Annotated in this window: 20 protein-coding genes; 9 read left to right on the top strand and 11 right to left on the bottom strand. The window is 60.3% G+C overall.

Annotated features, from left to right (window positions below; genetic code table 11):
* Positions 1 to 13 precede the first annotated feature (13 nt).
* From AC4LFW_RS03090 to dinG, 3 genes are all read right to left on the bottom strand, one after another.
* A complete protein-coding gene (locus AC4LFW_RS03090) occupies positions 14 to 643 on the bottom strand; it encodes an OmpA family protein (RefSeq protein WP_491817708.1) in 630 nt (209 codons plus the stop codon).
* A 139-nt stretch (positions 644 to 782) separates the two neighbouring features.
* Positions 783 to 1,931, bottom strand: coding sequence for a serine hydrolase domain-containing protein (locus AC4LFW_RS03085; protein ID WP_491820109.1), 1,149 nt, complete (start codon positions 1,929 to 1,931; stop codon positions 783 to 785).
* A 133-nt stretch (positions 1,932 to 2,064) separates the two neighbouring features.
* Positions 2,065 to 4,209, bottom strand: coding sequence for an ATP-dependent DNA helicase DinG (gene dinG, locus AC4LFW_RS03080; RefSeq protein WP_491817707.1), 2,145 nt, complete (start codon positions 4,207 to 4,209; stop codon positions 2,065 to 2,067).
* 86 nt (positions 4,210 to 4,295) lie between these two features.
* On the opposite strand from dinG, the gene AC4LFW_RS03075 reads away from it, so the two are divergent.
* Entirely contained in the window at positions 4,296 to 4,760 is a 465-nt protein-coding gene (locus AC4LFW_RS03075) for a CopD family protein (RefSeq protein WP_491817705.1), read from the top strand.
* A gap of 52 nt (positions 4,761 to 4,812) precedes the next feature.
* Here the strand turns inward: AC4LFW_RS03075 and AC4LFW_RS03070 are convergent, their stop codons facing one another.
* The gene (locus AC4LFW_RS03070) at positions 4,813 to 5,451 is read right to left on the bottom strand and encodes an OmpA family protein (RefSeq protein ID WP_491817703.1); all 639 of its coding nucleotides are present in this window, start codon (positions 5,449 to 5,451) and stop codon (positions 4,813 to 4,815) included.
* A gap of 173 nt (positions 5,452 to 5,624) precedes the next feature.
* On the opposite strand from AC4LFW_RS03070, the gene AC4LFW_RS03065 reads away from it, so the two are divergent.
* Together AC4LFW_RS03065 and AC4LFW_RS03060 are read left to right on the top strand one after the other, a co-directional pair.
* On the top strand, positions 5,625 to 6,122 hold the full coding sequence (locus AC4LFW_RS03065; protein ID WP_491817701.1) for a DUF6231 family protein: 498 nt from the start codon (positions 5,625 to 5,627) through the stop codon (positions 6,120 to 6,122).
* A 7-nt stretch (positions 6,123 to 6,129) separates the two neighbouring features.
* The gene (locus tag AC4LFW_RS03060; RefSeq protein WP_491817699.1) at positions 6,130 to 6,615 is read left to right on the top strand and encodes a YchJ family protein; all 486 of its coding nucleotides are present in this window, start codon (positions 6,130 to 6,132) and stop codon (positions 6,613 to 6,615) included.
* A 52-nt stretch (positions 6,616 to 6,667) separates the two neighbouring features.
* On the opposite strand, the gene fpr is transcribed toward AC4LFW_RS03060, so the two are convergent.
* Entirely contained in the window at positions 6,668 to 7,444 is a 777-nt protein-coding gene (gene fpr / locus AC4LFW_RS03055; protein ID WP_491817697.1) for a ferredoxin-NADP reductase, read from the bottom strand.
* A 114-nt stretch (positions 7,445 to 7,558) separates the two neighbouring features.
* On the opposite strand from fpr, the gene AC4LFW_RS03050 reads away from it, so the two are divergent.
* Positions 7,559 to 8,485, top strand: coding sequence for a LysR family transcriptional regulator (locus AC4LFW_RS03050; RefSeq protein WP_491817695.1), 927 nt, complete (start codon positions 7,559 to 7,561; stop codon positions 8,483 to 8,485).
* Positions 8,486 to 8,494: 9 nt separating this feature from the next.
* Here the strand turns inward: AC4LFW_RS03050 and erdR are convergent, their stop codons facing one another.
* The gene (gene erdR, locus AC4LFW_RS03045) at positions 8,495 to 9,145 is read right to left on the bottom strand and encodes a response regulator transcription factor ErdR (RefSeq protein WP_491817694.1); all 651 of its coding nucleotides are present in this window, start codon (positions 9,143 to 9,145) and stop codon (positions 8,495 to 8,497) included.
* Positions 9,146 to 9,374: 229 nt separating this feature from the next.
* Here erdR and AC4LFW_RS03040 point away from each other — a divergent pair, with 229 nt between their 5' ends.
* Positions 9,375 to 10,295: a DMT family transporter gene (locus tag AC4LFW_RS03040; RefSeq protein ID WP_491817692.1), complete on the top strand. Its 921-nt coding sequence runs from the start codon at positions 9,375 to 9,377 to the stop codon at positions 10,293 to 10,295.
* A gap of 10 nt (positions 10,296 to 10,305) precedes the next feature.
* Here the strand turns inward: AC4LFW_RS03040 and AC4LFW_RS03035 are convergent, their stop codons facing one another.
* A complete protein-coding gene (locus AC4LFW_RS03035; protein ID WP_491817690.1) occupies positions 10,306 to 11,022 on the bottom strand; it encodes a tRNA-uridine aminocarboxypropyltransferase in 717 nt (238 codons plus the stop codon).
* Between the two features lie 120 nt (positions 11,023 to 11,142).
* On the opposite strand from AC4LFW_RS03035, the gene AC4LFW_RS03030 reads away from it, so the two are divergent.
* The 3 genes from AC4LFW_RS03030 (at position 11,143) to AC4LFW_RS03020 (ending at position 14,524) form a co-directional block, all read left to right on the top strand.
* The gene (locus AC4LFW_RS03030) at positions 11,143 to 11,535 is read left to right on the top strand and encodes a PA3611 family quorum-sensing-regulated virulence factor (RefSeq protein WP_491817688.1); all 393 of its coding nucleotides are present in this window, start codon (positions 11,143 to 11,145) and stop codon (positions 11,533 to 11,535) included.
* 253 nt (positions 11,536 to 11,788) lie between these two features.
* Positions 11,789 to 13,189: an MBL fold metallo-hydrolase RNA specificity domain-containing protein gene (locus tag AC4LFW_RS03025; RefSeq protein ID WP_491817686.1), complete on the top strand. Its 1,401-nt coding sequence runs from the start codon at positions 11,789 to 11,791 to the stop codon at positions 13,187 to 13,189.
* A 243-nt stretch (positions 13,190 to 13,432) separates the two neighbouring features.
* A complete protein-coding gene (locus AC4LFW_RS03020; RefSeq protein WP_491817685.1) occupies positions 13,433 to 14,524 on the top strand; it encodes an LOG family protein in 1,092 nt (363 codons plus the stop codon).
* Positions 14,525 to 14,586: 62 nt separating this feature from the next.
* Here the strand turns inward: AC4LFW_RS03020 and recX are convergent, their stop codons facing one another.
* The 4 genes from recX to AC4LFW_RS03000 form a co-directional block, all read right to left on the bottom strand.
* Positions 14,587 to 15,048, bottom strand: a complete 462-nt coding sequence (recX, locus tag AC4LFW_RS03015) for a recombination regulator RecX (RefSeq protein ID WP_491817683.1) — start codon at positions 15,046 to 15,048, stop codon at positions 14,587 to 14,589.
* A gap of 5 nt (positions 15,049 to 15,053) precedes the next feature.
* The gene (gene recA / locus AC4LFW_RS03010; RefSeq protein WP_491817682.1) at positions 15,054 to 16,097 is read right to left on the bottom strand and encodes a recombinase RecA; all 1,044 of its coding nucleotides are present in this window, start codon (positions 16,095 to 16,097) and stop codon (positions 15,054 to 15,056) included.
* An 84-nt stretch (positions 16,098 to 16,181) separates the two neighbouring features.
* Positions 16,182 to 16,682 carry a CinA family protein gene (locus AC4LFW_RS03005; protein WP_491817680.1) on the bottom strand — a complete coding sequence of 167 codons (501 nt, stop codon included), beginning with the start codon at positions 16,680 to 16,682 and terminating at the stop codon, positions 16,182 to 16,184.
* A 105-nt stretch (positions 16,683 to 16,787) separates the two neighbouring features.
* Positions 16,788 to 17,213, bottom strand: coding sequence for a potassium channel family protein (locus AC4LFW_RS03000; RefSeq protein ID WP_491820108.1), 426 nt, complete (start codon positions 17,211 to 17,213; stop codon positions 16,788 to 16,790).
* A gap of 232 nt (positions 17,214 to 17,445) precedes the next feature.
* Between AC4LFW_RS03000 and mutS the strand changes: the two genes are divergently transcribed.
* Positions 17,446 to 20,016 (top strand): DNA mismatch repair protein MutS, encoded by a 2,571-nt coding sequence (mutS, locus tag AC4LFW_RS02995; RefSeq protein ID WP_491817678.1) that lies wholly within the window; start codon positions 17,446 to 17,448, stop codon positions 20,014 to 20,016.
* Positions 20,017 to 20,123 lie beyond the last annotated feature (107 nt).

Raw genomic sequence — 20,123 nt, 5'->3', positions numbered from 1 at the left:
CGGTGCCGGTGATTCACTTGGCCTTGGCTACTTCCGCAGTGGCGACCTGGGTCGGTGTGGCTGGCGTCTCGCTGTATTGAGCTATCAGCGACAGCAGCGTTGCCTGAGGGGCCAGCACCATCTCCACCCTGCGATTCAAAGCGCGCCCTTCTTCATGCTCGTTGGAGGCGCGCGGCATATCCGAACCCAAGCCGCGAATCCGCAGCCGGTCGTGTTTCAAACCGCTAAGACGAAAGATCGCCGCGATCGCACCGGCCCGCTTACGGCTGATGTCACGGTTGATATCCACCGAGCCGGTGCTGTCGGCGTGCCCCAACACCACCACGGCGGTCTTTTCGTCGTTTTCGACGAGCTTCGCTACCCGGCTGATCGGGCCCAGCGTAACAGGCAGAAGCATGCCAGGACGATCAGGATTGAAAGAGGCATCGACCGGCGCGGTGACGATCAGCAATCCATCACGACGCTCAAGTTCGAAACTGCTGTTTTTCACCGCATCGCGCAGGCGCGGCTCATAGTCATCGAGCCAGGCCTGATCGACTATCGGCTGCGCAGGCACCACCACTTCGACCGGCTTCTCGCTTGTTGAACTACAGCCAGCAATGGCCATGCAAAGGATCAGGGAGGCGCGCTTCAGCAGGTTCATGCAACAGGTTCCGTTAATGAAAGGTTACGCCAGGCAGGCCACGTCGGATCGGTCTGCAGCTTAAAGCAAGGATTCGCTTGAAATTGTGGACGCAGGTCATTGTTATGAAAAGTCGCCGCATGGCAATTAGACGAGCGGTTCAGCCCAGGCAGGTCTTTACCGAGCGTGCCAGCGCCTGGGCCCGAGGGTCCATCAGCACATAGGGTCCCAGGGTGTTGGTGACAAACCCAAACGCAAGGTCGCGCTGCGGATCAGCGAAACCGATGCAGCCACCTGCTCCGGGATGACCAAAGCTGCCCACGCCCATGCCGAAGGTTGCGTTCTCCACATCCGGCTGGTCCAACCAGCAGCCAAGGGCAAAGCGTGTCCGCGTGAGCAGGGTGCGATCCTCGCCCAAGCAGTGTTCGCGTGTCATTTCCATCAGCAGTGCCGGGTCGAGCAGCTCGCCTTTGAGCAGCCCGTCATAGAAGCCCGCCAACGAGCGTGCGTTACCGTGCCCGTTGGCAGCAGGTTGCGACATGCGCCGCCATTCCGGCTTGTTGCCGCTGTTCATGATCGAGGGCGGGTTGGTGAATGCCCGAGCAGTCAGCGAGGCTGGATCACCAGTCATCGCGCGGAACAGGCGCTGCGCAGCCGCGTCGCCAAAATTGTTCTTTTGCCGGGTCAGGTAGCCGACCCTATCGAACTCGGAATCGGCCAGACCGATATGAAAGTCGAGCCCCAGCGGCCGGGCAGTTCGAGCAACGATGGCTTGCCCCGGCTCGCGTCCATCGGCACGGCGAATCACCTCGCCCAGCAGCCAACCGTAGGTGATCGCCGCATAACCATGGTTCTCGCCCGGGGTCCACCATGGGTTTTCCGCGGCCAGCGCAGCCGTCATGACGTCCCAGTCATACAGGGCCTCGGCGGGCAGTGGCTGACGGATCGCCGGGAGGCCTGCCTGATGGCTGAGCAATTGCCGCAGCGTGACGGCCTGTTTGCCATTGGCCGCGAACTCGGGCCAGATCCGCGCGATGGGTTCATCGAGCTGCAGCTTGCCTTCGTCCACCAGCTGCAATGCCGCGACGGCGGTAAAGGTCTTGGTGCAGGAGAACAGATTGACAAGGGTGTCAGTTTCCCAGAGCTGCTCGCCAGCGTTGTCAGCTACGCCTGCCCAGAGGTCGATTACCGTTTCACCGGCAATCTTTACGCACAGCGCGGCGCCCCGCTGCTGTGTCTGTTCGAATAGTTCGGCGAACCTGTCCCTGACCTGCTCGAAACGAAGATCGAAGTAACCCTGGATCTGCACGTTCACGCCCTTTTGGAAGTTGTTGTTCCCGGTATCTTCCTCGCCACAACGGGCCAAGGGAACCGTTAGGAAGACGATGGGCAATCCCATCAGTCAACCGAATGGTGATTGAAAGCGGCAAGGAGTTTAGGCGCTAGCCGATCTCTCGTCGAAAGGGTGGCAACGCGTTGAGGATAGCCTTGCCGTAGCGCTGGGTGACGACGCGGCGATCCAGCAACGTAATGGAACCCCGATCTTCTTCGGTACGCAGCAACCGCCCGCATGCCTGTACCAACCGCAGCGATGCATCCGGCACGGCGATTTCCATGAACGGATTGCCACCACGCGCCTCGATCCATTCGGCAAGCGCCGCCTCGACCGGATCGTCCGGTACCGCAAAGGGAATCTTGGCGATCACCACATGTTCACAATATGCGCCTGGCAGATCGACGCCTTCAGCGAAACTGGCCAGCCCGAACAATACGCTTTCCTGGCCGTCATCGACCCGGGCCTTGTGCTTGTTCAGCGTCTCCTGTTTCGACAGATTGCCCTGGATCAGCACCCGCCTTCGCCATTCGCGCTCCAGTCCATCGAAGACGTCCTGCATCTGCTTGCGCGACGAGAACAGCACCAGCGTGCCACGTGAGCCTTCGACCAGGTGCGGTAGATCTCGCACAATCGCAGCGGTGTGCGCGGCTGCATCACGCGGATCGGCGTTGAGATTGGGAACCCGCAGCACGCCGGCGTCGGCATGATGGAACGGGCTCGGCACAACCGCCGTCACCGCACAGCGGGGCAACCCAGCCCGCATCCGGTAACGGTCGAAGCTGTTCAGTGCCGTGAGGGTTGCAGAGGTCACCAGCGCGCCATAGCAGACGTTCCACAGGTTTCGCCGCAATGTCTCGGCGGCGAGAATCGGGCTGGCGTTGACCTCGATATCGAACAGCGCTCCGCCGTCGGCCAGGGTCAGCCAGCGTGCCATGGGCGGGCTGTCCTCCGGATCATCGACGGTAAACGCTGTCCACAATTCCCAGTTGCCTTGCGCGCGGGTGAGCAGACTGCCGAACAGTGGATACCATTCCTCCGCCTGATGGCTGGCGATGCCGACACCCGCCTCGCCATCCATGGCCTCCTTGAGCAGCTCTGCCAGACGCGTGAACAGATCTGTCAGTCTGGCAAAACCTTTCTTCAGCTCGACGCCAAGTTCGATCAGGTGCTCCGGCACGACACCGCCGACAAACCGGTGGCGTGGCCTCTCCCTGCCCTCCATGTCTTCGCCAGCCTTGAAGTCGGCCAGTTGCTCGCAGGCGCTGAACATGAACTGCTGCTGGCTTCGCAAATCGCGAGCGATTTCAGGAACGGCCTCGATCAGGCGCCCCAGGTCACCTGGCAGAGGATGTTGCGCTAGTAGCTTGGTCAGGTTCTTTTCTACTTGCGCGAGCCAGTCAGCAGTAGAGCGCAGCCGTGTGAAGTGGGCAAAATGGCCGATGGCCTTGTCCGGAAGGTGGTGCCCTTCATCGAACACATAAAGTGTGTCGCGCGGGTCAGGCAGGACAGCACCGCCACCGAGGGCAAGATCGGCAAGCACCATGTCATGGTTGGTGACGATGACGTCGACCTTGGTCATCCCTTCCCGCGCCTTGTAGAACGCACATTGCTGGAAGTTTGGGCAATGCCGTCCGGTGCACTGGCTATGGTCTGTCGTCAGCCTTGCCCAATCAGGATCGGCAAGCTCTTCGGGCCAGCTGTCGCGATCTCCGTCCCAGCGATTGCCGGCAAGCTTTTCGATCATGCTGCCAAACAGCTTCTGGCTGCGCTCATCCACATCGAGGCGAAACCCCTCTTCCTCGAAAAGCTGAGCCGTAGCGCTTTGCGCCTGGCCTTCCTGCAACAGTACATCGAGTTTGGACAAGCAGAGGTAGCGACCACGACCCTTGGCCAGCGCAAAAGAAAAACTCAGCCCGCTGTTGCGCATCAGGTCCGGCAGATCCTTGTGGACGATCTGCTCCTGCAACGCGACAGTTGCAGTGGCGATGACCAGGCGCTTGCCGGCAGCCTTGGCCGTCGGAATGGCCGCCAGGCTGTAGGCGACCGTCTTGCCGGTGCCGGTGCCCGCCTCGACAGCCACCACAGCGGGCTCCCCGTCGCGGCGCCCTTCGTCGTCGGCCTTTATCGCACCGAGAACTTTCGCGATTTCCGCAATCATCAGGCGCTGGCCATAACGAGGTTTCAACCCCTTGGCCTCGAGAAAGCTTGAATAGGCGCCCTGGATCTGGGTCTTGAGTTCGGTGCTAAGCATGGGCGCGAGCTGTATATATTTTCAGTATTCCGAGCGGGTGGCTATGATAACGCGCGCTCAGCCATCCGCCACCGGAGATTTCCTAGATGACCCCTTTCGCTCTGCTCTACTCGCTTCACGTACTGGCCTCTGTGGTCTGGGTGGGCGGTATGTTCTTCGCCTGGATGGTGCTGCGCCCCGCCGCCGTTTCGGGACTTCAGGCGCCTGAGCGGCTGACGCTTTGGGTCGAAGTATTTCGCCGGTTCTTTGCGTGGGTCTGGGCGACGCTTCTGGTTCTGCCGATAAGCGGTATCGGCATGTGGCACATCAAATTCGGCAGCATGGAGGCTGCACCGCGCTACGTGCACGTCATGGCGGGTTTGTTCGTAGTGATGCTGGCACTTTTTCTTCGCATCCAGCTGTTGCATCTGCCGCCGCTGAAGCGCGCCGTTGCGGCGCAGAACTGGCCGGATGGTGGTGCCGCTCTCGGACAGATCCGAAAGCTGGTTGGCGTGAATCTATTGCTGGGGATGGCTGTAGTGGTTCTGGCGAGCGCTCGTCCCTTGTTCTGATAACCGCGAAAAAACCGGGCTGTCGCCCGGTTCATTTGTTTCCAACCAGCCGTTAAGGACGAGCTTCGACCGAAGCCTCAACGCGACGGTTGATGGCTCGACCCAGCTCAGTCGAGTTGTCAGCGACTGGCCGCGACTCACCGTAGCCAATGGCTTCTAGACGGTTGGCCTCGACACCGTAGCGCTCAACCAGTGCGTCACGAACCGCCTGGGCCCGGCGCTGGGAAAGGCGCTGGTTGTAGGCATCGGTACCAACAGAGTCGGTATGGCCTTCCACGGTCGTCGAAGTTTGCCCGTACTGCTTCATGAAATCGGCAAGTACTTCGATATCGTCGTAGGCGTCCTCACGGACGGTAGCCTTGTCGAAGTCGAACTTCACGTCCAGCTCGACCCGTACCGCTTCCAGGACTGGCTCAGGCTCGGGCTCGGTCACCGGTGCTGGCTCCACGGTCTCTACCACGGCCACCGTTTCCTGCTCGGTACCGTTAGCCCAGCAATACGCCGCAGCCATACCGCCACCAATCAACGCGCCATAACCGGTATAGGTGCTGCTTTCAATCGCACCCAGCGCGGCACCGGTTACACCGCCGACAGCCGCACAGCTGGGCCAATCCTGCTTCTGCACCCCTGCACAGCCTGCCAGAAAGGTGGTCATTACAATCACGGGTACTGCTGTCCGTAAGCTACTCATCGGTAAAGCCTCCTAAAGTGGGATCGGCCAGAGCGCCATGCGGACGAGCATAAGCGACTCCAGTTATATCGAGACTAGGCCGGCACGCGTCGCCGCGCTAGTCTTTACGCTTTGGCCAGGCAACTTGGCACTGCTCGAACCCGTGCTCTGCGCCTGACAATGAGGATCCCGGCTTGATCGCAACCTTCTCACCCGAAAGTCCACAACAGGCACTAGCCGTGCTTCTGCAGCAATATGCTCCGGCACGGCTGCTGCACGTTGGCTATAGTGACTTGCCTGCCGTCGATGCCTTCTCCCGCAGCCACCCTGGCAGCGAGGTCACTCGAGCGCAAACTGCCCCGCTCCCCGATGGCCTGACGAGTCGCCGGTACGACCTTGCACTGATAGCCGATTGCCTGGAACAGCTGCCCAAGCGAGACGGCCTGCAGCTGCTGGGCGGACTCCGCAACCTCAATGCCAGTCGCATGGCGGTTCTGGTTGATCTGGATGCTTGCGACTGGCAGGCGACGGATTTTTACGCCCTGGCCCTGCAGGTCAGTGCTCGGTTTGAACGTGACGAACAGACCTTGACCCTCTTCACCTACGACCTGCTGGATTACAAGCAGGTTCCGGACTGGCTTAATGCGAAGTTCTGGGCCAATCCGCAGATGTTTGGCAAATACTGGTGGTGACTCGACCGTGATCAGCGAACCCTTCCAAGCGACCAGCTGCCCGTGCGGTAGTGGGAACCTGCTTTCGCAGTGCTGTGGCCGGTATCACGCCGGGCTTCCAGCCCCGAGCGCAGAGCAGCTGATGCGCTCACGCTATAGCGCCTATGTGCTGGGTCTGGTTGATTACCTGCGAGCAACGACCCTGCCCGCCCAGCAAGATGCTCTGGATCTGCAGTCGATGAGGGACTGGAGCGTGACAAGTACCTGGCTAGGGTTGGAGGTCGAAAGCAGCCAGCTGCTGGGTGGCCAGCCGGAGCATGCGTTGGTCAGCTTTACGGCCCGCTGGCATGATCGGGCGGGTGAGCATGCTCAGCACGAGCGTTCAGCGTTCGTGCAGCAAGACGGGCGCTGGTACTTCATCGACCCGACCGTCCCGCTTAAAGCCAGCCGTAACGACCCTTGTCCCTGTGGCAGCGGCCAGAAATTCAAGAAGTGCTGTAGCGTCTATATATGAAAAAGGCCGGCAGGCGCATCGCGCCAACCGGCCTGGCTTTGTCACTGACTACCTATTTCTCGACAAAGGCTCGTTCGATCAGGTAATGCCCCGGATCACCCATCCGCGGCGAAGCCTTGAGTCCAAAACTGTCCAGTACTTCACTGGTTTCAGACAGCATGCTTGGACTCCCACAGATCATGGCGCGGTCGTCCGCGGGATTGATCGGCGGCAAGCCGATGTCGGCGAACAGTTTGCCACTGCGCATCAGATCGGTCAGCCGCCCCTGATTCCTGAATGGCTCTCGAGTAACCGTCGGGTAGTAAATCAGCTTTTCCTTCACCGCTTCGCCAAAGAACTCGTTCTGTGGCAGATGCTCGGTAATGAATTCCTGATAGGCCACCTCGTTCACGTAGCGCACGCCGTGAACCAGTATGACCTTATCGAAGCGCTCGTAGGTTTCCGGGTCCTGGATCACGCTCATGAACGGCGCCAGACCGGTTCCCGTACTCAAGAGATAGAGATGCTTGCCTGGCAGCAGGTCGCCCAGCACCAGGGTGCCGGTTGGCTTGCGGCTGACCATCAAGGAGTCGCCTTCCTTGAGGTGCTGCAGCCGTGACGTCAAGGGTCCGTCCTGAACTTTGATGCTGAAGAACTCGAGATGCTCCTCGTAGTTGGGGCTGGCAATGCTGTACGCACGCATCAGGGGTCGCCCCTCGACTTCCAGGCCGATCATCACGAACTGGCCATTTTCAAAGCGCAGGCCCGGGTTGCGGGTGGTCTTGAAACTGAACAGCGTGTCGTTCCAGTGATGCACACTGAGGACTCGCTCGACGTTCAGGTTGCTCATGTAGGTGTTCCCCTTCTAGCGCGCGTTCCGCGCGTCGACATTTGCGGCAGTGTATAGTCACCGTTAATATCCGTTAAACGAATATTAACGATATATGTTATCGGTTATATAGATATGCATTTCACTTTACGCCAGCTTCAGGTGTTCGTCGCGTTCGCGCGCCATGAAAGCGTCTCACGTGCTGCGGAGAGTCTCGCCTTGTCACAATCGGCGACCAGTACATCCCTGGCCGAGCTCGAACGACAATCCGGTTGCCAACTGTTCGACCGCGCCGGCAAGCGGTTGTGGCTGAATGCAATGGGTCACCTTCTATTGCCTCAGGCGGTTGGCCTGCTAGACCAGGCCAAAGCCATAGAGGACCTGCTGGCGGGCAAGACCGGGTTCGGCTCACTCAGCGTCGGCGCGACGCTCACCATAGGCAACTATCTGGCAACCCTGCTGATAGGCAGCTTTATGCAACGCCATCCGGAATGCAGGGTAAAGCTCCACGTCCAGAACACCGCACATATTGTCCAGCAGGTTGCGCAACATGAACTTGATCTAGGTCTGATCGAGGGAGATTGCCGCCACCCCGATATCGAAGTGTCGCCCTGGATCGAGGACGAGCTGGTAGTGTTCTGCGCTCCCCAGCATCCGCTCGCCGGCCGGAAGGATGTGAGCCTGGATGCGCTTTTGCGCGAAGCCTGGATCCTTCGAGAGCAAGGATCGGGGACTCGGCTGACGTTTGATCATGCCATGCGCCATCATCCGGCAAAGCTCAACATTCGGCTTGAACTGGAACACACCGAAGCGATCAAGCGGGCAGTCGAATCGGGACTGGGGATCAGTTGCATCTCGCGCCTGGCTCTGCGCGACGCGTTCCGCCGGGGCAGCCTCGTGGCAGTCGAAACACCCGAACTGGACCTGACCCGACAGTTCTACTTCATCTGGCACTCGCTGAAATACCGGACCGCCGCGATGCGTGAATTTATTGAGCAGTGTCGCGCGTTGACTGCAGGCGTTCGCCGCAGCGACCAGATCGTATTGCCGACCATCGCCTGATAAGGCGCCTCAACCGACTGGAATGGAACCCATCTGCTGCAATAACAACGCCGCCTGGGTGCGCGTACGTACGCCCAGTTTGCGGAAGATCGCCGTCACGTGTGCCTTGATGGTCGCCTCGGAGACGTTCAGCTCGTAGGCGATCTGCTTGTTCAACAGGCCATCACAGACCATCGTCAGGACGCGGAACTGCTGGGGTGTAAGACTGGCGAGGCCCTCGCTGGCGGCTTTGGCCTCCGGGCTCACATAAGCCACGTCCTGAATGTTGCTGGGCCACCAGGCATCGCCGTCGAGCACTGCCCGCACGGCTTGCTGAATGGTTTCCAACGAACTGGACTTGGGAATGAAACCACTGGCACCGAACTCCCGTGAGCGGGCAACCACGGCAGCATCCTCCTGAGCCGAGATCATGACCACCGGCAACTGCGGGTACTGTCCCCGGAGCAGCACCAGCCCGGAAAAGCCGTACGCGCCCGGCATGTTCAGATCCAACAGGACCAGATCCCACTCTGACGTCTGATTAAGGAGCGCCTCCAGCTCGGCGATGCTGGCTGCTTCCGACAACCGAACGCCGTCGCCCAGCCCAAGCGTCAAGGCTTGCTGTAACGCGCTGCGAAAAAGGGGGTGATCATCGGCAATGAGGATTTCGTAAGCAGCCATGGGCAGACCTATAGTTTTTATTGGCGCTTGCATCGGCAGAGCCGATCCCGACGACGTCGGCAAGAACCCGAACCATAGCTCGGGGCCGATGTGATGATATCGCGCCACCACCCGAATTTCGATCGCCGGCCTACAAAAAGAGCGGCGCAAGCATGGCGCCCATGCAAAAGGTGGTCAAGCACGTCGGTTTGGTGCAAAGTTTCCGGCTGCCCTCCGCCGAGCATCCTCCATGCGTAACCAAGCCCTTCGCGCCGACTTTCTGATGCTACTGACCGCCATGATATGGGGGTCCGGCTTCGTCGCTCAGCGAATTGGCATGGACTATATCGGGCCCTATCTGTTTACCGGCCTGCGCTTCATGCTGGGTGCGATCGTCCTGCTGCCACTGGTGCTGCGCCAGGGCCGCGGCGCGGCCCGACACGAACCCTTCTTGCAGCGCAGCCTACTGCTGGGCGGCCTGTGCATGGGCCTGGCCCTGACCCTGGGCATCAATCTGCAGCAGGTTGGCCTGCTGTTTACCAGTGTCACCAACTCAGGCTTCATCACCGGTCTCTACGTCATCGTCGTCCCCCTGCTGGGTTTGATCATTGGGCAGAGGACCGGCCTGGGAACCTGGCTCGGCGCCATCCTCGCCGTACTTGGCATGGCGCTGCTGAGCATCGATGAAGACTTCCAGGTGGCCTCCGGGGACTGGATCCAGCTTGCCGGAGCCTTTGTCTGGGGCCTTCATGTTTTGCTTGTGAGCTTTTTCGTGGGACGGCATGACGCGATCCGTCTGGCCTTCATTCAATTCGTAACCTGCGCCGTGATCAGCCTGATGCTTGCAGCGCTGTTCGAGGAGGCGAGCCTCAACGCAATCTGGCTGGCTGTCCCGGCGTTGATCTATGGCGGCGTGTTTGCGGTAAGTGTGGGTTACACCCTGCAAGTGGTTGCGCAAAAGCATGCGATCGCCTCGCACGCTGCGATCATCCTGTCGCTCGAAGCAGTGTTCGCAGCCATCGCGGGCGCCCTGTTTCTTGATGAAAGCCTTAGCCTGCGAGGCTACATAGGCTGTGCGCTGATGTTATGTGGAATGCTCGCTGCCCAACTCTGGCCGCGCCAGCCAGCCGCTGTTCTGGCAGCCGAAAAAGCTCAACCCGCCAAGCCCTAGCACTGGCCGCTCAGCAGGTTGCAAACGCCGCCAGCGTCTGATGCACGACATCGTTCGGATCGGGCTGGCGTTGATGCTTGGCGCCCAGGTAATGATCGGTGAAGGCATCGAGCCAGGCATCGAGCGCTGCGGAAGCCTTTGCGTCCCCAGCCAGGCCAAGGCACAGTGCGGCCACCTCAGCGGTGCACAAATGCTCGCTGCGCGTGGACCGCCGCAAGCGGTAACGGGACAGCACCTCGGCCTGCAAGCTCAGCACGGGCAGATGTTTGAGATAAGGACTCTTGCGAAACATCTTGCGCGCTTCGGTCCAGGTGGCATCGAGCAGAATGAACAGGGGCCGCGTTTGAATCTCCGGGGTTACGGAACAGACCACGCGCTCGGGTTGCGCATATTCGCCGGGAAATACCACGTACGGCTGGTATTGCGGGTCAGCCAGCAATGCCAGCAAGGCTGGATCGACACCCGTGCGCGCCCAGGTGAACGCATGTGTGTCCGTCACGATATCCGCGATCAACCAGCCCGTATTGCTCGGCTTCAACGGTTCGATGTCGTGCATGATCAGGCACACCGCACTGCTGGCTTCAACTTCCGGACGCAAATTGCACAGGCAATGGCTGATGGCAACACGGCAGCGTCCGCAACGAGGCGTGCGTGAACCACGGGCAATGAACGGCTTGGTGCTACGCGCGAGACGCGCTTCCCGCAACCGGGCTACAGCATGAGGCATGGCGGTGGCGGCTCATTGCGAATGGGCAGGCAGTCTACCAGCCTTCCCGCGGCGCGAAGCAGGTCACTGAACCGCCCTGTCAGTGGTCGGTCGAACGACGGCAGTCACCAGGAGATCACCATGCACCGTCTGATACCGTTCGTCCCGCTTTGCCTCGCTCTGTCTTTCGTCCACAACGCCTCCGCACAGGACCAGCCGCTCGACCAGTTGCTGGAAAAGGTCGCACGCGAAAGCAGCATCGGCACGCCACGCGCCATCAATTCGGACTTGCTTGACGAAGGTTACAGCGTCGATGGCAACCAGTTGGTCAATCATCTAAGCGTGCAGCCCCGGCATGCGGCACAGATGCGTGACAATCCAAAGCAGGTCCGCTCGCAACTGGCTGCCAGCGTCTGCAACAATCAAGGACTACGCGAACTGATGAGCCAAGGCGCAGTGCTGCGCTTCGAGTTCAGCGAGTACCAAAGCAAGAAGCCCATCACCACCGAGCGCTACCGCGCTAGCGATTGTTGATCGAGGGTCGCAGACCGATACCTTCCAAAGGCGTTGGGCCGGAGATAGCCGATCAGGTCGTCACTGCGCTCATCGCCCCGGTCATGGGCAACCTTGTCCTGCGCCTTGCCTGATGCCCTCCTCGCAACCACGCGATCGCAGCAAGACAGGCACTGAAGCCAGGCCAACAACCAGCGACGCTTCCTGATATGCGTCAAGACGCGAACATAGCCGAACCGGCACCCTGAACCTATTCGTAAAGGTGGGGACGTTTATGGCTTTGCTCAGTTTTCTCGGTGCCATCCAGCAGGTCACCGGCTCGTGCTACCTGATCGAGACCCATGGCGGCGCACGCGTACTGCTGGACTGCGGCATGCATCAAGGGCGGCGGGAAGAAGAAGCAGGCAACCGGGCCGCTTTTGCTTTTGATCCTGCAGCCATCGACGCCGTGGTGATTTCTCATGCCCATATCGACCATAGCGGACTTCTCCCAAGGCTGGTCGCAGCTGGCTATCGGGGACCGATCCACGCCACGGCTGCTACCTGCCAATTACTCGAGCTGATGCTTCTGGATTCGGCGAGCATTCAGGAAAAGGATGCCGAATGGGAAAACAAGTGGCGTGCGCGGCTCGGCAAGCCGGCAGTCAAGCCGCTTTATACACGCGTGGACACCGAGCGCATGCTGAAACAGCGCACCCCGCACGCGTATGCTGAGGTTTTCGAGGCAGCACCGGGTATCACCGTGACCTTCTTCGATGCAGGGCATATTCTCGGGTCGGCGATCGTTCAGATGGATATCGTCGACTTCGACCGGCAGAGTCGACTGGTATTTTCAGGCGACCTGGGCAATGACACCTCGCCCCTGATGCATGCGCCAACAGCGCTACGCGAAGCAGATGTGGTACCGATGGAATCCACCTATGGCGATCGGGATCATCGTGACCACGAGGCGACCATTGAAGAGCTCGCGGGAATACTTCAGCAAGCACACAAAGACGGCGGAAACGTGCTGATGCCGTCTTTTGCCGTTGGTCGCACTCAAGACCTGATCTACTATCTAGGGCAGCTCTATCAGCAAGGCCGCTTGCCTCAACAGGCCGTTTTCCTCGACAGCCCAATGGCGATCGGCGCCAATTCCATCTATTCATCGTTTAGCGAACAGCTGGACATCAGCCTTACCAGCCCGGAGCAGGACGGCTGCCGTCGCCTCGAGAAATGGCTTCCCATACTCAAAACTACCCCCACCCCCGAAGAATCGATGACCATCAATCGCTTCAAGAGCGGCGCGATCATCATTGCCGGGAGCGGCATGTGCAGTGGCGGTAGAATTCTCCACCACTTCAAGCACAACCTCTGGCGCACGGAATGCCATGTGGTGATACCGGGGTTTCAGGCTAGTGGCACCCTGGGACGAGCACTGGTCGACGGAGCAAAGACCGTCAAGTTGCTGCATCAGCGCATCGCCGTTGGGGCCCGGATTCATACGCTCGGCGGGTTCTCAGCCCATGCAGGTCAGTCTCAGCTGATCGAATGGATCGACAATTTCCAACCGCAGCCTGAGCTCTACCTGGTCCACGGCGAGCTCGAAAAAATGCTGGTATTGCAGCAAGCCCTGAAGGAACGTCAGGGACTGAATGCCCAGATTCCGGAACCTGGCGATCGCATCGCGCTCTGAAGCGCAGGCGCAACAGCGAGTAGGTGAGCCGCATGACGGCATCTACAGCCGCGTCGTAACCGGAGATCTTCGCTAAAGGTTCCTGCGGCCCCGCTGAACGCTGGGACGTCCGACTGTTTTACGCATGCCCAGTGCAAAATGGCACCAAGGCCGAGCAGCTCGAAACCACCTGCTTTGCCGGACATCGCTTTCAACGGCCTGCTAATCGATGGCCAGGTCCATGATGAAAAAAGAGAACCTGATATGCCTTTTGAACCGGACCATTATCTGTCGAGACATTTCAAGACCAGCAGTGCTGACCTGAACCAAAAACTCGACGAGCTGGTTGCGCTTGTTGTCCCTCCGGCCAGTCAGAACCAGCCCCTCTATCGCGAGATGCTCGTGACCGTCATGCGCATGGCCCAGGCGGATCGGAGCCGTTGGGATGCCAAGATCCTCTTGCAGACCATGCGGGAAATGGAGCATGCGTTCGGCCGACTCGATCAATTCAAGCGACGCCGCAAGGTCACTGTTTTTGGCTCGGCGCGCACGCCGGTTGAGCACCCACTCTATGGCCTCGCCCGTGAACTCGGACAGACGCTGGCACGATACGACCTCATGGTCATCACCGGCGCAGGTGGAGGCATCATGGCGGCTGCGCACGAAGGCGCCGGCACAGATAACAGCCTCGGCCTGAACATCACCCTACCCTTCGAGCAACACGCCAATTCCACCGTGGACGGCACCGACCATCTGCTGTCTTTTCACTTCTTTTTCGTGCGCAAACTTTTTTTCATCAAGGAAGCCGATGCGCTAGTGCTATGCCCGGGTGGGTTCGGCACGCTGGACGAGACCCTTGAGGTTCTGACCCTGGTCCAGACGGGCAAGAGCCCGCTCGTGCCCATCGTCCTGCTGGACGAACCAGGCGGCTCGTTCTGGAAGGACATGCTGGACTTCGTACGCAATCAGCTACAAGACAACCGCTACATCCTCCCCAGCGACATGGGGCTGGTACGCCTGGTTGATAACGCCGAGGACGCTGCAGCTGAGATCAATCATTTCTACGGGAATTTCCATTCGAGCCGCTGGCTCAAGGACCGCTTTGTCATGCGCATGAACCATGTGCTGACCGACGCTGCAATGACGTTCATGAACGAAAGCTTTGCTGACCTGTGCCTGGAGGGCCATTTCGAGCAGCAGGCGTGCTGTGAAATGGAACTGGATGAGCCGGAGCTGCAGGCGCTACCACGGCTGAGCTTTGTATTCAATGGCAGGGACCATGGCCGCCTGCGACAGCTCACCGACTTCATCAACGCGAAAGAACACTGGGCAGCGTCACTGCGGCCAGATGATTGAATCTCAGCTAGGGCGAGCGAGTTTCTAGTGCCCAAGCGAAGGTGAACGCTGGTGCGGCCAGATCAATCGATCGAGCCGCCCCGCAAAAGACGACCGATGAGCTCCAGGGGATAGCCGCGATAACTGAGAAAGCGGCCCTGTCGGGCTCTTTCGCGCTGATCGCCAGGTAATTCGCCGAACTTGCGCAACCAGACCTCATGCAGCTGGACGTTCCAGTCATAACCGCTGCTACGCAATGCCTGCTCGACCATTTCCCGGGGCACGCCACGCCGGACCAACTCCTCACGTATTCGAAGGGGGCCGTAGCCGGCATTCGCACGCATCCGAACGAAGCTTTCCAGATAGCGAGCCTCGCTGAGCAGCCCCTCATCAGCCAGCTTGTCCAGTGCAGGCTCGATGAGTTCGTCCGGTGCGCCGCGTGAACGCAGCTTGCGGCTCAGCTCGATGCGACCATGCTCGCGACGGGCTAGGAGATCCATTGCAGCCCGCCGCACAGCGGCCGGGCTATCAAGCACAACCGGCATACAGATTAGAGATCGGCTTCGGCCAGGTCTTCAGTCACAGGGTTGGCCTTGGTATTGGCCGCAACCACCAGCAGCTTGTCGCGGATCTGCTGCTCGATCTCCCGACCGATTTCCGGGTTCTCCTCGAGGTACTTGGCAGCGTTGGCCTTGCCCTGGCCGATCTTGCTGCCCTTGTAGGCATACCAGGCACCCGACTTCTCGACCAGGCCCTGCTGTACACCCAGATCGATAACCTCACCATTACGGTAGATGCCCTTACCGTACAGGATCTGGAATTCGGCCTGACGGAACGGTGGCGCCACCTTGTTCTTGACTACCTTGACGCGGGTTTCGCTACCAACCACTTCGTCGCCCTCCTTCACCGCACCGGTACGGCGGATGTCGAGACGGACCGAGGCGTAGAACTTCAACGCATTACCGCCGGTGGTGGTTTCCGGGCTACCGAACATCACGCCGATCTTCATGCGGATCTGGTTGATGAAGATGACCAGGCAATTGGCGTTCTTGATGTTACCGGTGATCTTGCGCAACGCCTGGGACATCAGGCGGGCCTGCAGACCCACATGGGTGTCGCCCATCTCGCCTTCGATTTCCGCCTTGGGCACCAGGGCCGCCACGGAGTCGACGATGATCACGTCAACGGCATTGGAGCGCACCAGCATGTCGGTGATTTCCAGCGCCTGTTCACCGGTATCCGGCTGCGAAACCAGCAGGTCGTCAACGTTGACGCCGAGCTTGCCGGCGTAGTCCGGATCAAGCGCGTGCTCGGCGTCGACGAAGGCGCAGGTGGCGCCCAGCTTCTGGGCTTCGGCAATGACTGACAGGGTCAAGGTGGTCTTACCCGACGATTCCGGACCGTAGATTTCAACGATTCGGCCTTTCGGCAAGCCGCCGATGCCAAGCGCGATGTCCAGGCCCAACGAGCCGGTGGAGATGGAGGGGATCGCCTGACGATCATGATCGCCCATGCGCATGACCGCGCCCTTACCGAACTGCTTTTCGATCTGGCCCAAAGCCGCTGACAAGGCACGCTTCTTGTTCTCGTCCATTACAATCCTCACTTGATCAAGAGGGCCAGAGGCCACGACAACTGTATAAGTAGACAGTATTAGAGCATAGGCAAAATCGAGCGCCTAGTCCTCCAACGGATTTTCTCCTGCTGCCAACCGGATCAATCCGACGAGCGCGGCCTCTATGCTCTGTTCACGGATGGCCTGCCTATTGCCGTCGAAATTGAACCGCTTGGCGAATCGCTCCTTACCAGAGGCCCAGGCCAGCCACACGGTGCCGACCGGCTTTTCCGGCGATCCGCCTCCCGGCCCGGCAACGCCGCTGACGGCCACCGCATATTGGGCACCACTGGCCTGCTGCGCGCCGCGCACCATTGCCTCGACCACCTCGCGGCTGACCGCTCCCACCTCGGCGAACAGGCTTGCCGGCACCTGGAGCTGACGGGTTTTCTGCGCATTGGAATAGGTGACGAAACCGGCCTCGAACCAGGCCGAGCTGCCGGCGACACGGGTGATGGCCTCGGCGATGCCTCCGCCAGTACAGGATTCGGCAGTGCTTACCTGTGCCGACTGTTGCTGTAGTGCGCGGCCCAGCTGCGCGGCAAGATCGGTCACGCGGGACATGGCAGCTCCAGATTTGGATGTTGGATGTTGGATGTTGGATGCCTACCTTAGCAGCCCGGCCTCCAGCAGGTCAGCACATCCAGCCGCAGGCCCACCTGGATGGATTCAACGGACCTTCCAGTGGCGCTGCATTTCCAGAAACAGAAACGAGGCGGTCCAGGTAATCAGCACCAGCCCAGTAAGGGCCTCGATACCGGTCAGGAACCGAATAGGCCCGACGGGGTGGATATCCCCGAAACCGACCGTGGTGAACGTGGTGAAGGAAAAGTAGGCGCAGTCCAGCAGGCTGCCACCGAATTCGCCGGCCAGCTCGCCCCAGCCGGGCGTGTGATGCATGAAGTAGTAGGCGAAGGCAAATACCCAGACCTCGACGGCATGCGCCGTGAGAGCCCCAAAAACACCGAAGACGATTCCTACTCGGTGCTGAAAGTGCGGGCTCGGCTTGTAGGCTGAGAGCCGGGACAGAAACTCATAGTGAATGGCCACCGCTACCGCAACGACGAGGATATTGGCCACGACCACAACCAGCAGGTTTGTCGGTGCGCCCGGCGCACCTTGCAGAGCAGTCATCAGTTACTCCCTGAGCGCTATTCAATCCGATCGCTACGCAGGCGCCAGCTGCCAAGATGCCGCATCGCTCCCTGCGTGGCCCATGATAACCTTCCCGGTTTGTTTCGTTCGGCGCATCGACCACCCGCCTCTGCCAATTACATCGCCCGGATAGAGCCTCGCCTGCGCCCATCTCCTCCAAGTATCGAGCCATATGTCACACGATCTGTCCCATCACACACCCATGATGCAGCAATACTGGAAGCTCAAGCGCGAGCATCCAGACCAGTTGATGTTCTATCGCATGGGTGATTTCTACGAGCTGTTCTACGAAGATGCAAAGAAGGCTGCCAAGCTGCTGGACATCACGCTGACCGCGCGCGGCCAGTCCGGGGGTAACGCCATCCCCATGGCGGGGATTCCGTTCCACTCGGCCGAGGGCTATCTCAGCCGACTGGTCAAGCTTGGCGAGTCGGTGGTGATATGCGAGCAGATCGGCGATCCGGCCACGAGCAAGGGCCCGGTAGAACGCCAGGTGGTACGAATCATCACGCCAGGGACGGTCAGTGACGAGGCACTGCTCGACGAGCATCGCGACAACCTCCTCGCAGCTCTGGTCGGCGATGAAAAGCTGTTCGGACTGGCTGTACTGGACATTACCAGCGGCCGCTTCAGCGTCCAGGAGTTCGGCGGCTGGGAAACCCTGCTGGCCGAGGTGGAACGCCTAAATCCAGCTGAACTGATGATCCCTGATGACTGGCCGGCCAACCTTCCGCTCGAAAAGCGTCGTGGCGTGCGGCGCCGTGCACCCTGGGACTTCGACCGCGACAGTGCCTTCAAGGGCCTCTGCCAGCAATTTGGCACGCAGGACCTGAAAGGCTTCGGCTGCGAGAAGCTGACCCTGGCGATCGGTGCTGCAGGTTGCCTGCTGACCTATGCCAAGGAGACCCAACGCACCGCCCTGCACCACTTGCGCAGCCTGCGCCACGAGCGCCTCGACGACACCGTCATCCTTGACGGCGCAACCCGACGCAACCTGGAGCTGGACATCAACCTTGGAGGCGGACGCGACAACACCCTGCAATCGGTGGTCGACCGCTGCCAGACTGCCATGGGTAGTCGACTACTCAGCCGCTGGCTGAACCGCCCGCTGCGGGACCGCAGCGTTCTCGAAGCCCGTCAGGATTCGATCACCTGCCTGCTCGATCATTACCGCTTCGAGCAGATCCAGCCACAGCTGAAGGACATCGGCGATCTCGAACGCATCCTTGCCCGCATCGGCCTGCGCAATGCCCGTCCACGCGACCTGGCACGCCTGCGGGATGCGCTCGCAGCCCTGCCACAGCTTCAGGAGGGGCTGCGCGAACTGGTGGCACCGCACCTCAACCAGCTGGCGACGATCATCCGCACCTACCCGGAGCTCGCGGCGCTGCTCGCAAGGGCGATCACAGACAATCCGCCTGCCGTGATTCGCGACGGCGGCGTCCTGAAAACCGGTTACGACGCCGAGCTGGACGAGCTGCAGTCGCTTTCGGAGAACGCTGGCCAATACCTCATGGACCTGGAGACGCGGGAAAAAGCCCGTACCGGCCTGGCCAATCTCAAGGTTGGCTACAACCGCGTGCACGGTTATTTCATCGAGCTGCCAAGCAAGCAGGCAGAATCCGCCCCGGCCGACTACATCCGCCGCCAGACACTCAAGGGTGCCGAGCGCTTCATTACGCCGGAACTGAAAGAATTCGAAGACAAGGCGCTATCGGCCAAGAGCCGTGCCCTGGCCCGTGAAAAGCAACTCTACGAAGAATTGCTGGAGCAGCTTATCGAGCACCTCGCCCCGCTGCAGGACAGTGCCGCAGCACTGGCTGAACTGGACGTGCTGAGCAACCTGGCCGAACGGGCATTGGCGCTGGACCTGAACCGTCCGCGCTTCGTCGAGCATCCATGCCTTGTAATCGAGCAGGGCCGCCATCCGGTAGTCGAGCAGGTGCTGCAAACGCCTTTCGTTGCCAACGATCTCCAGCTCGACGATGACACCCGCATGCTGGTCATCACCGGCCCGAACATGGGCGGCAAGTCGACCTACATGCGCCAAACGGCGCTAATCGTGCTGCTGGCGCAGATCGGCAGCTTCGTGCCGGCCAAGACCTGCGAACTGTCGCTGGTCGACCGCATCTTTACCCGTATCGGTTCGTCGGACGACCTGGCCGGCGGCCGCTCCACCTTCATGGTGGAGATGAGCGAAACCGCCAACATCCTGCACAACGCAAGCGATCGCAGCCTGGTGCTGATGGATGAAGTCGGCCGCGGCACCAGCACCTTCGACGGCCTTTCCCTGGCCTGGGCCGCCGCCGAGCATCTGGCCAAGCTGCGCGCCTTTACTCTCTTCGCCACCCACTACTTCGAGCTGACCGTGCTGCCGGAAAGCGAGCCGGTTGTGGCCAATGTGCATCTGTCGGCTACCGAGCACAACGAGCGGATCGTTTTTCTGCATCACGTCTTGCCGGGCCCGGCGAGCCAGAGCTACGGACTGGCAGTGGCACAGCTGGCCGGCGTCCCTGGCGAGGTCATTCAGCGCGCACGCGACCATCTGTCGCGGCTGGAAACCACCAGCCTGGCACATGAAAAACCGAAAATAGCTGCCGGCGAACCTGCACCACCCATGCAGAACGACCTGTTTGCAAGCCTGCCGCATCCGGTCGTAGAGGAATTGGGGCGGATCAATCCCGATGATATGACCCCGCGCCAGGCGCTGGACCTGCTATACAACCTGAAAACGCGAGTCTGACCGCTGCAAAAGCTGATAGAATCGCGCGCATTTTTGGATATGTGCGGCATTTGCCTGGTGCCGCCATAGCCCCGCCGAACGGGGGCGTCATTGCAACGCCACCTGAC

Source organism: Stutzerimonas sp. C6.4V (genome assembly GCF_058536345.1).
The sequence above is the reverse complement of the archived record's forward strand: the minus strand, read 5'-3'. Positions and strand labels throughout refer to the sequence as shown.

Coding starts and splice junctions, on each gene's coding strand:
- AC4LFW_RS03090 (WP_491817708.1), bottom strand. CDS start 643: ATGAACCTGCTGAAGCGCGCCTCCCTGATCCTTTGCATGGCCATTGCT.
- dinG (WP_491817707.1), bottom strand. CDS start 4,209: ATGCTTAGCACCGAACTCAAGACCCAGATCCAGGGCGCCTATTCAAGC.
- AC4LFW_RS03075 (WP_491817705.1), top strand. CDS start 4,296: ATGACCCCTTTCGCTCTGCTCTACTCGCTTCACGTACTGGCCTCTGTG.
- AC4LFW_RS03070 (WP_491817703.1), bottom strand. CDS start 5,451: ATGAGTAGCTTACGGACAGCAGTACCCGTGATTGTAATGACCACCTTT.
- fpr (WP_491817697.1), bottom strand. CDS start 7,444: ATGAGCAACCTGAACGTCGAGCGAGTCCTCAGTGTGCATCACTGGAAC.
- AC4LFW_RS03050 (WP_491817695.1), top strand. CDS start 7,559: ATGCATTTCACTTTACGCCAGCTTCAGGTGTTCGTCGCGTTCGCGCGC.
- erdR (WP_491817694.1), bottom strand. CDS start 9,145: ATGGCTGCTTACGAAATCCTCATTGCCGATGATCACCCCCTTTTTCGC.
- AC4LFW_RS03040 (WP_491817692.1), top strand. CDS start 9,375: ATGCGTAACCAAGCCCTTCGCGCCGACTTTCTGATGCTACTGACCGCC.
- AC4LFW_RS03035 (WP_491817690.1), bottom strand. CDS start 11,022: ATGCCTCATGCTGTAGCCCGGTTGCGGGAAGCGCGTCTCGCGCGTAGC.
- AC4LFW_RS03030 (WP_491817688.1), top strand. CDS start 11,143: ATGCACCGTCTGATACCGTTCGTCCCGCTTTGCCTCGCTCTGTCTTTC.
- AC4LFW_RS03025 (WP_491817686.1), top strand. CDS start 11,789: ATGGCTTTGCTCAGTTTTCTCGGTGCCATCCAGCAGGTCACCGGCTCG.
- AC4LFW_RS03020 (WP_491817685.1), top strand. CDS start 13,433: ATGCCTTTTGAACCGGACCATTATCTGTCGAGACATTTCAAGACCAGC.
- recX (WP_491817683.1), bottom strand. CDS start 15,048: ATGCCGGTTGTGCTTGATAGCCCGGCCGCTGTGCGGCGGGCTGCAATG.
- recA (WP_491817682.1), bottom strand. CDS start 16,097: ATGGACGAGAACAAGAAGCGTGCCTTGTCAGCGGCTTTGGGCCAGATC.
- AC4LFW_RS03005 (WP_491817680.1), bottom strand. CDS start 16,682: ATGTCCCGCGTGACCGATCTTGCCGCGCAGCTGGGCCGCGCACTACAG.
- mutS (WP_491817678.1), top strand. CDS start 17,446: ATGTCACACGATCTGTCCCATCACACACCCATGATGCAGCAATACTGG.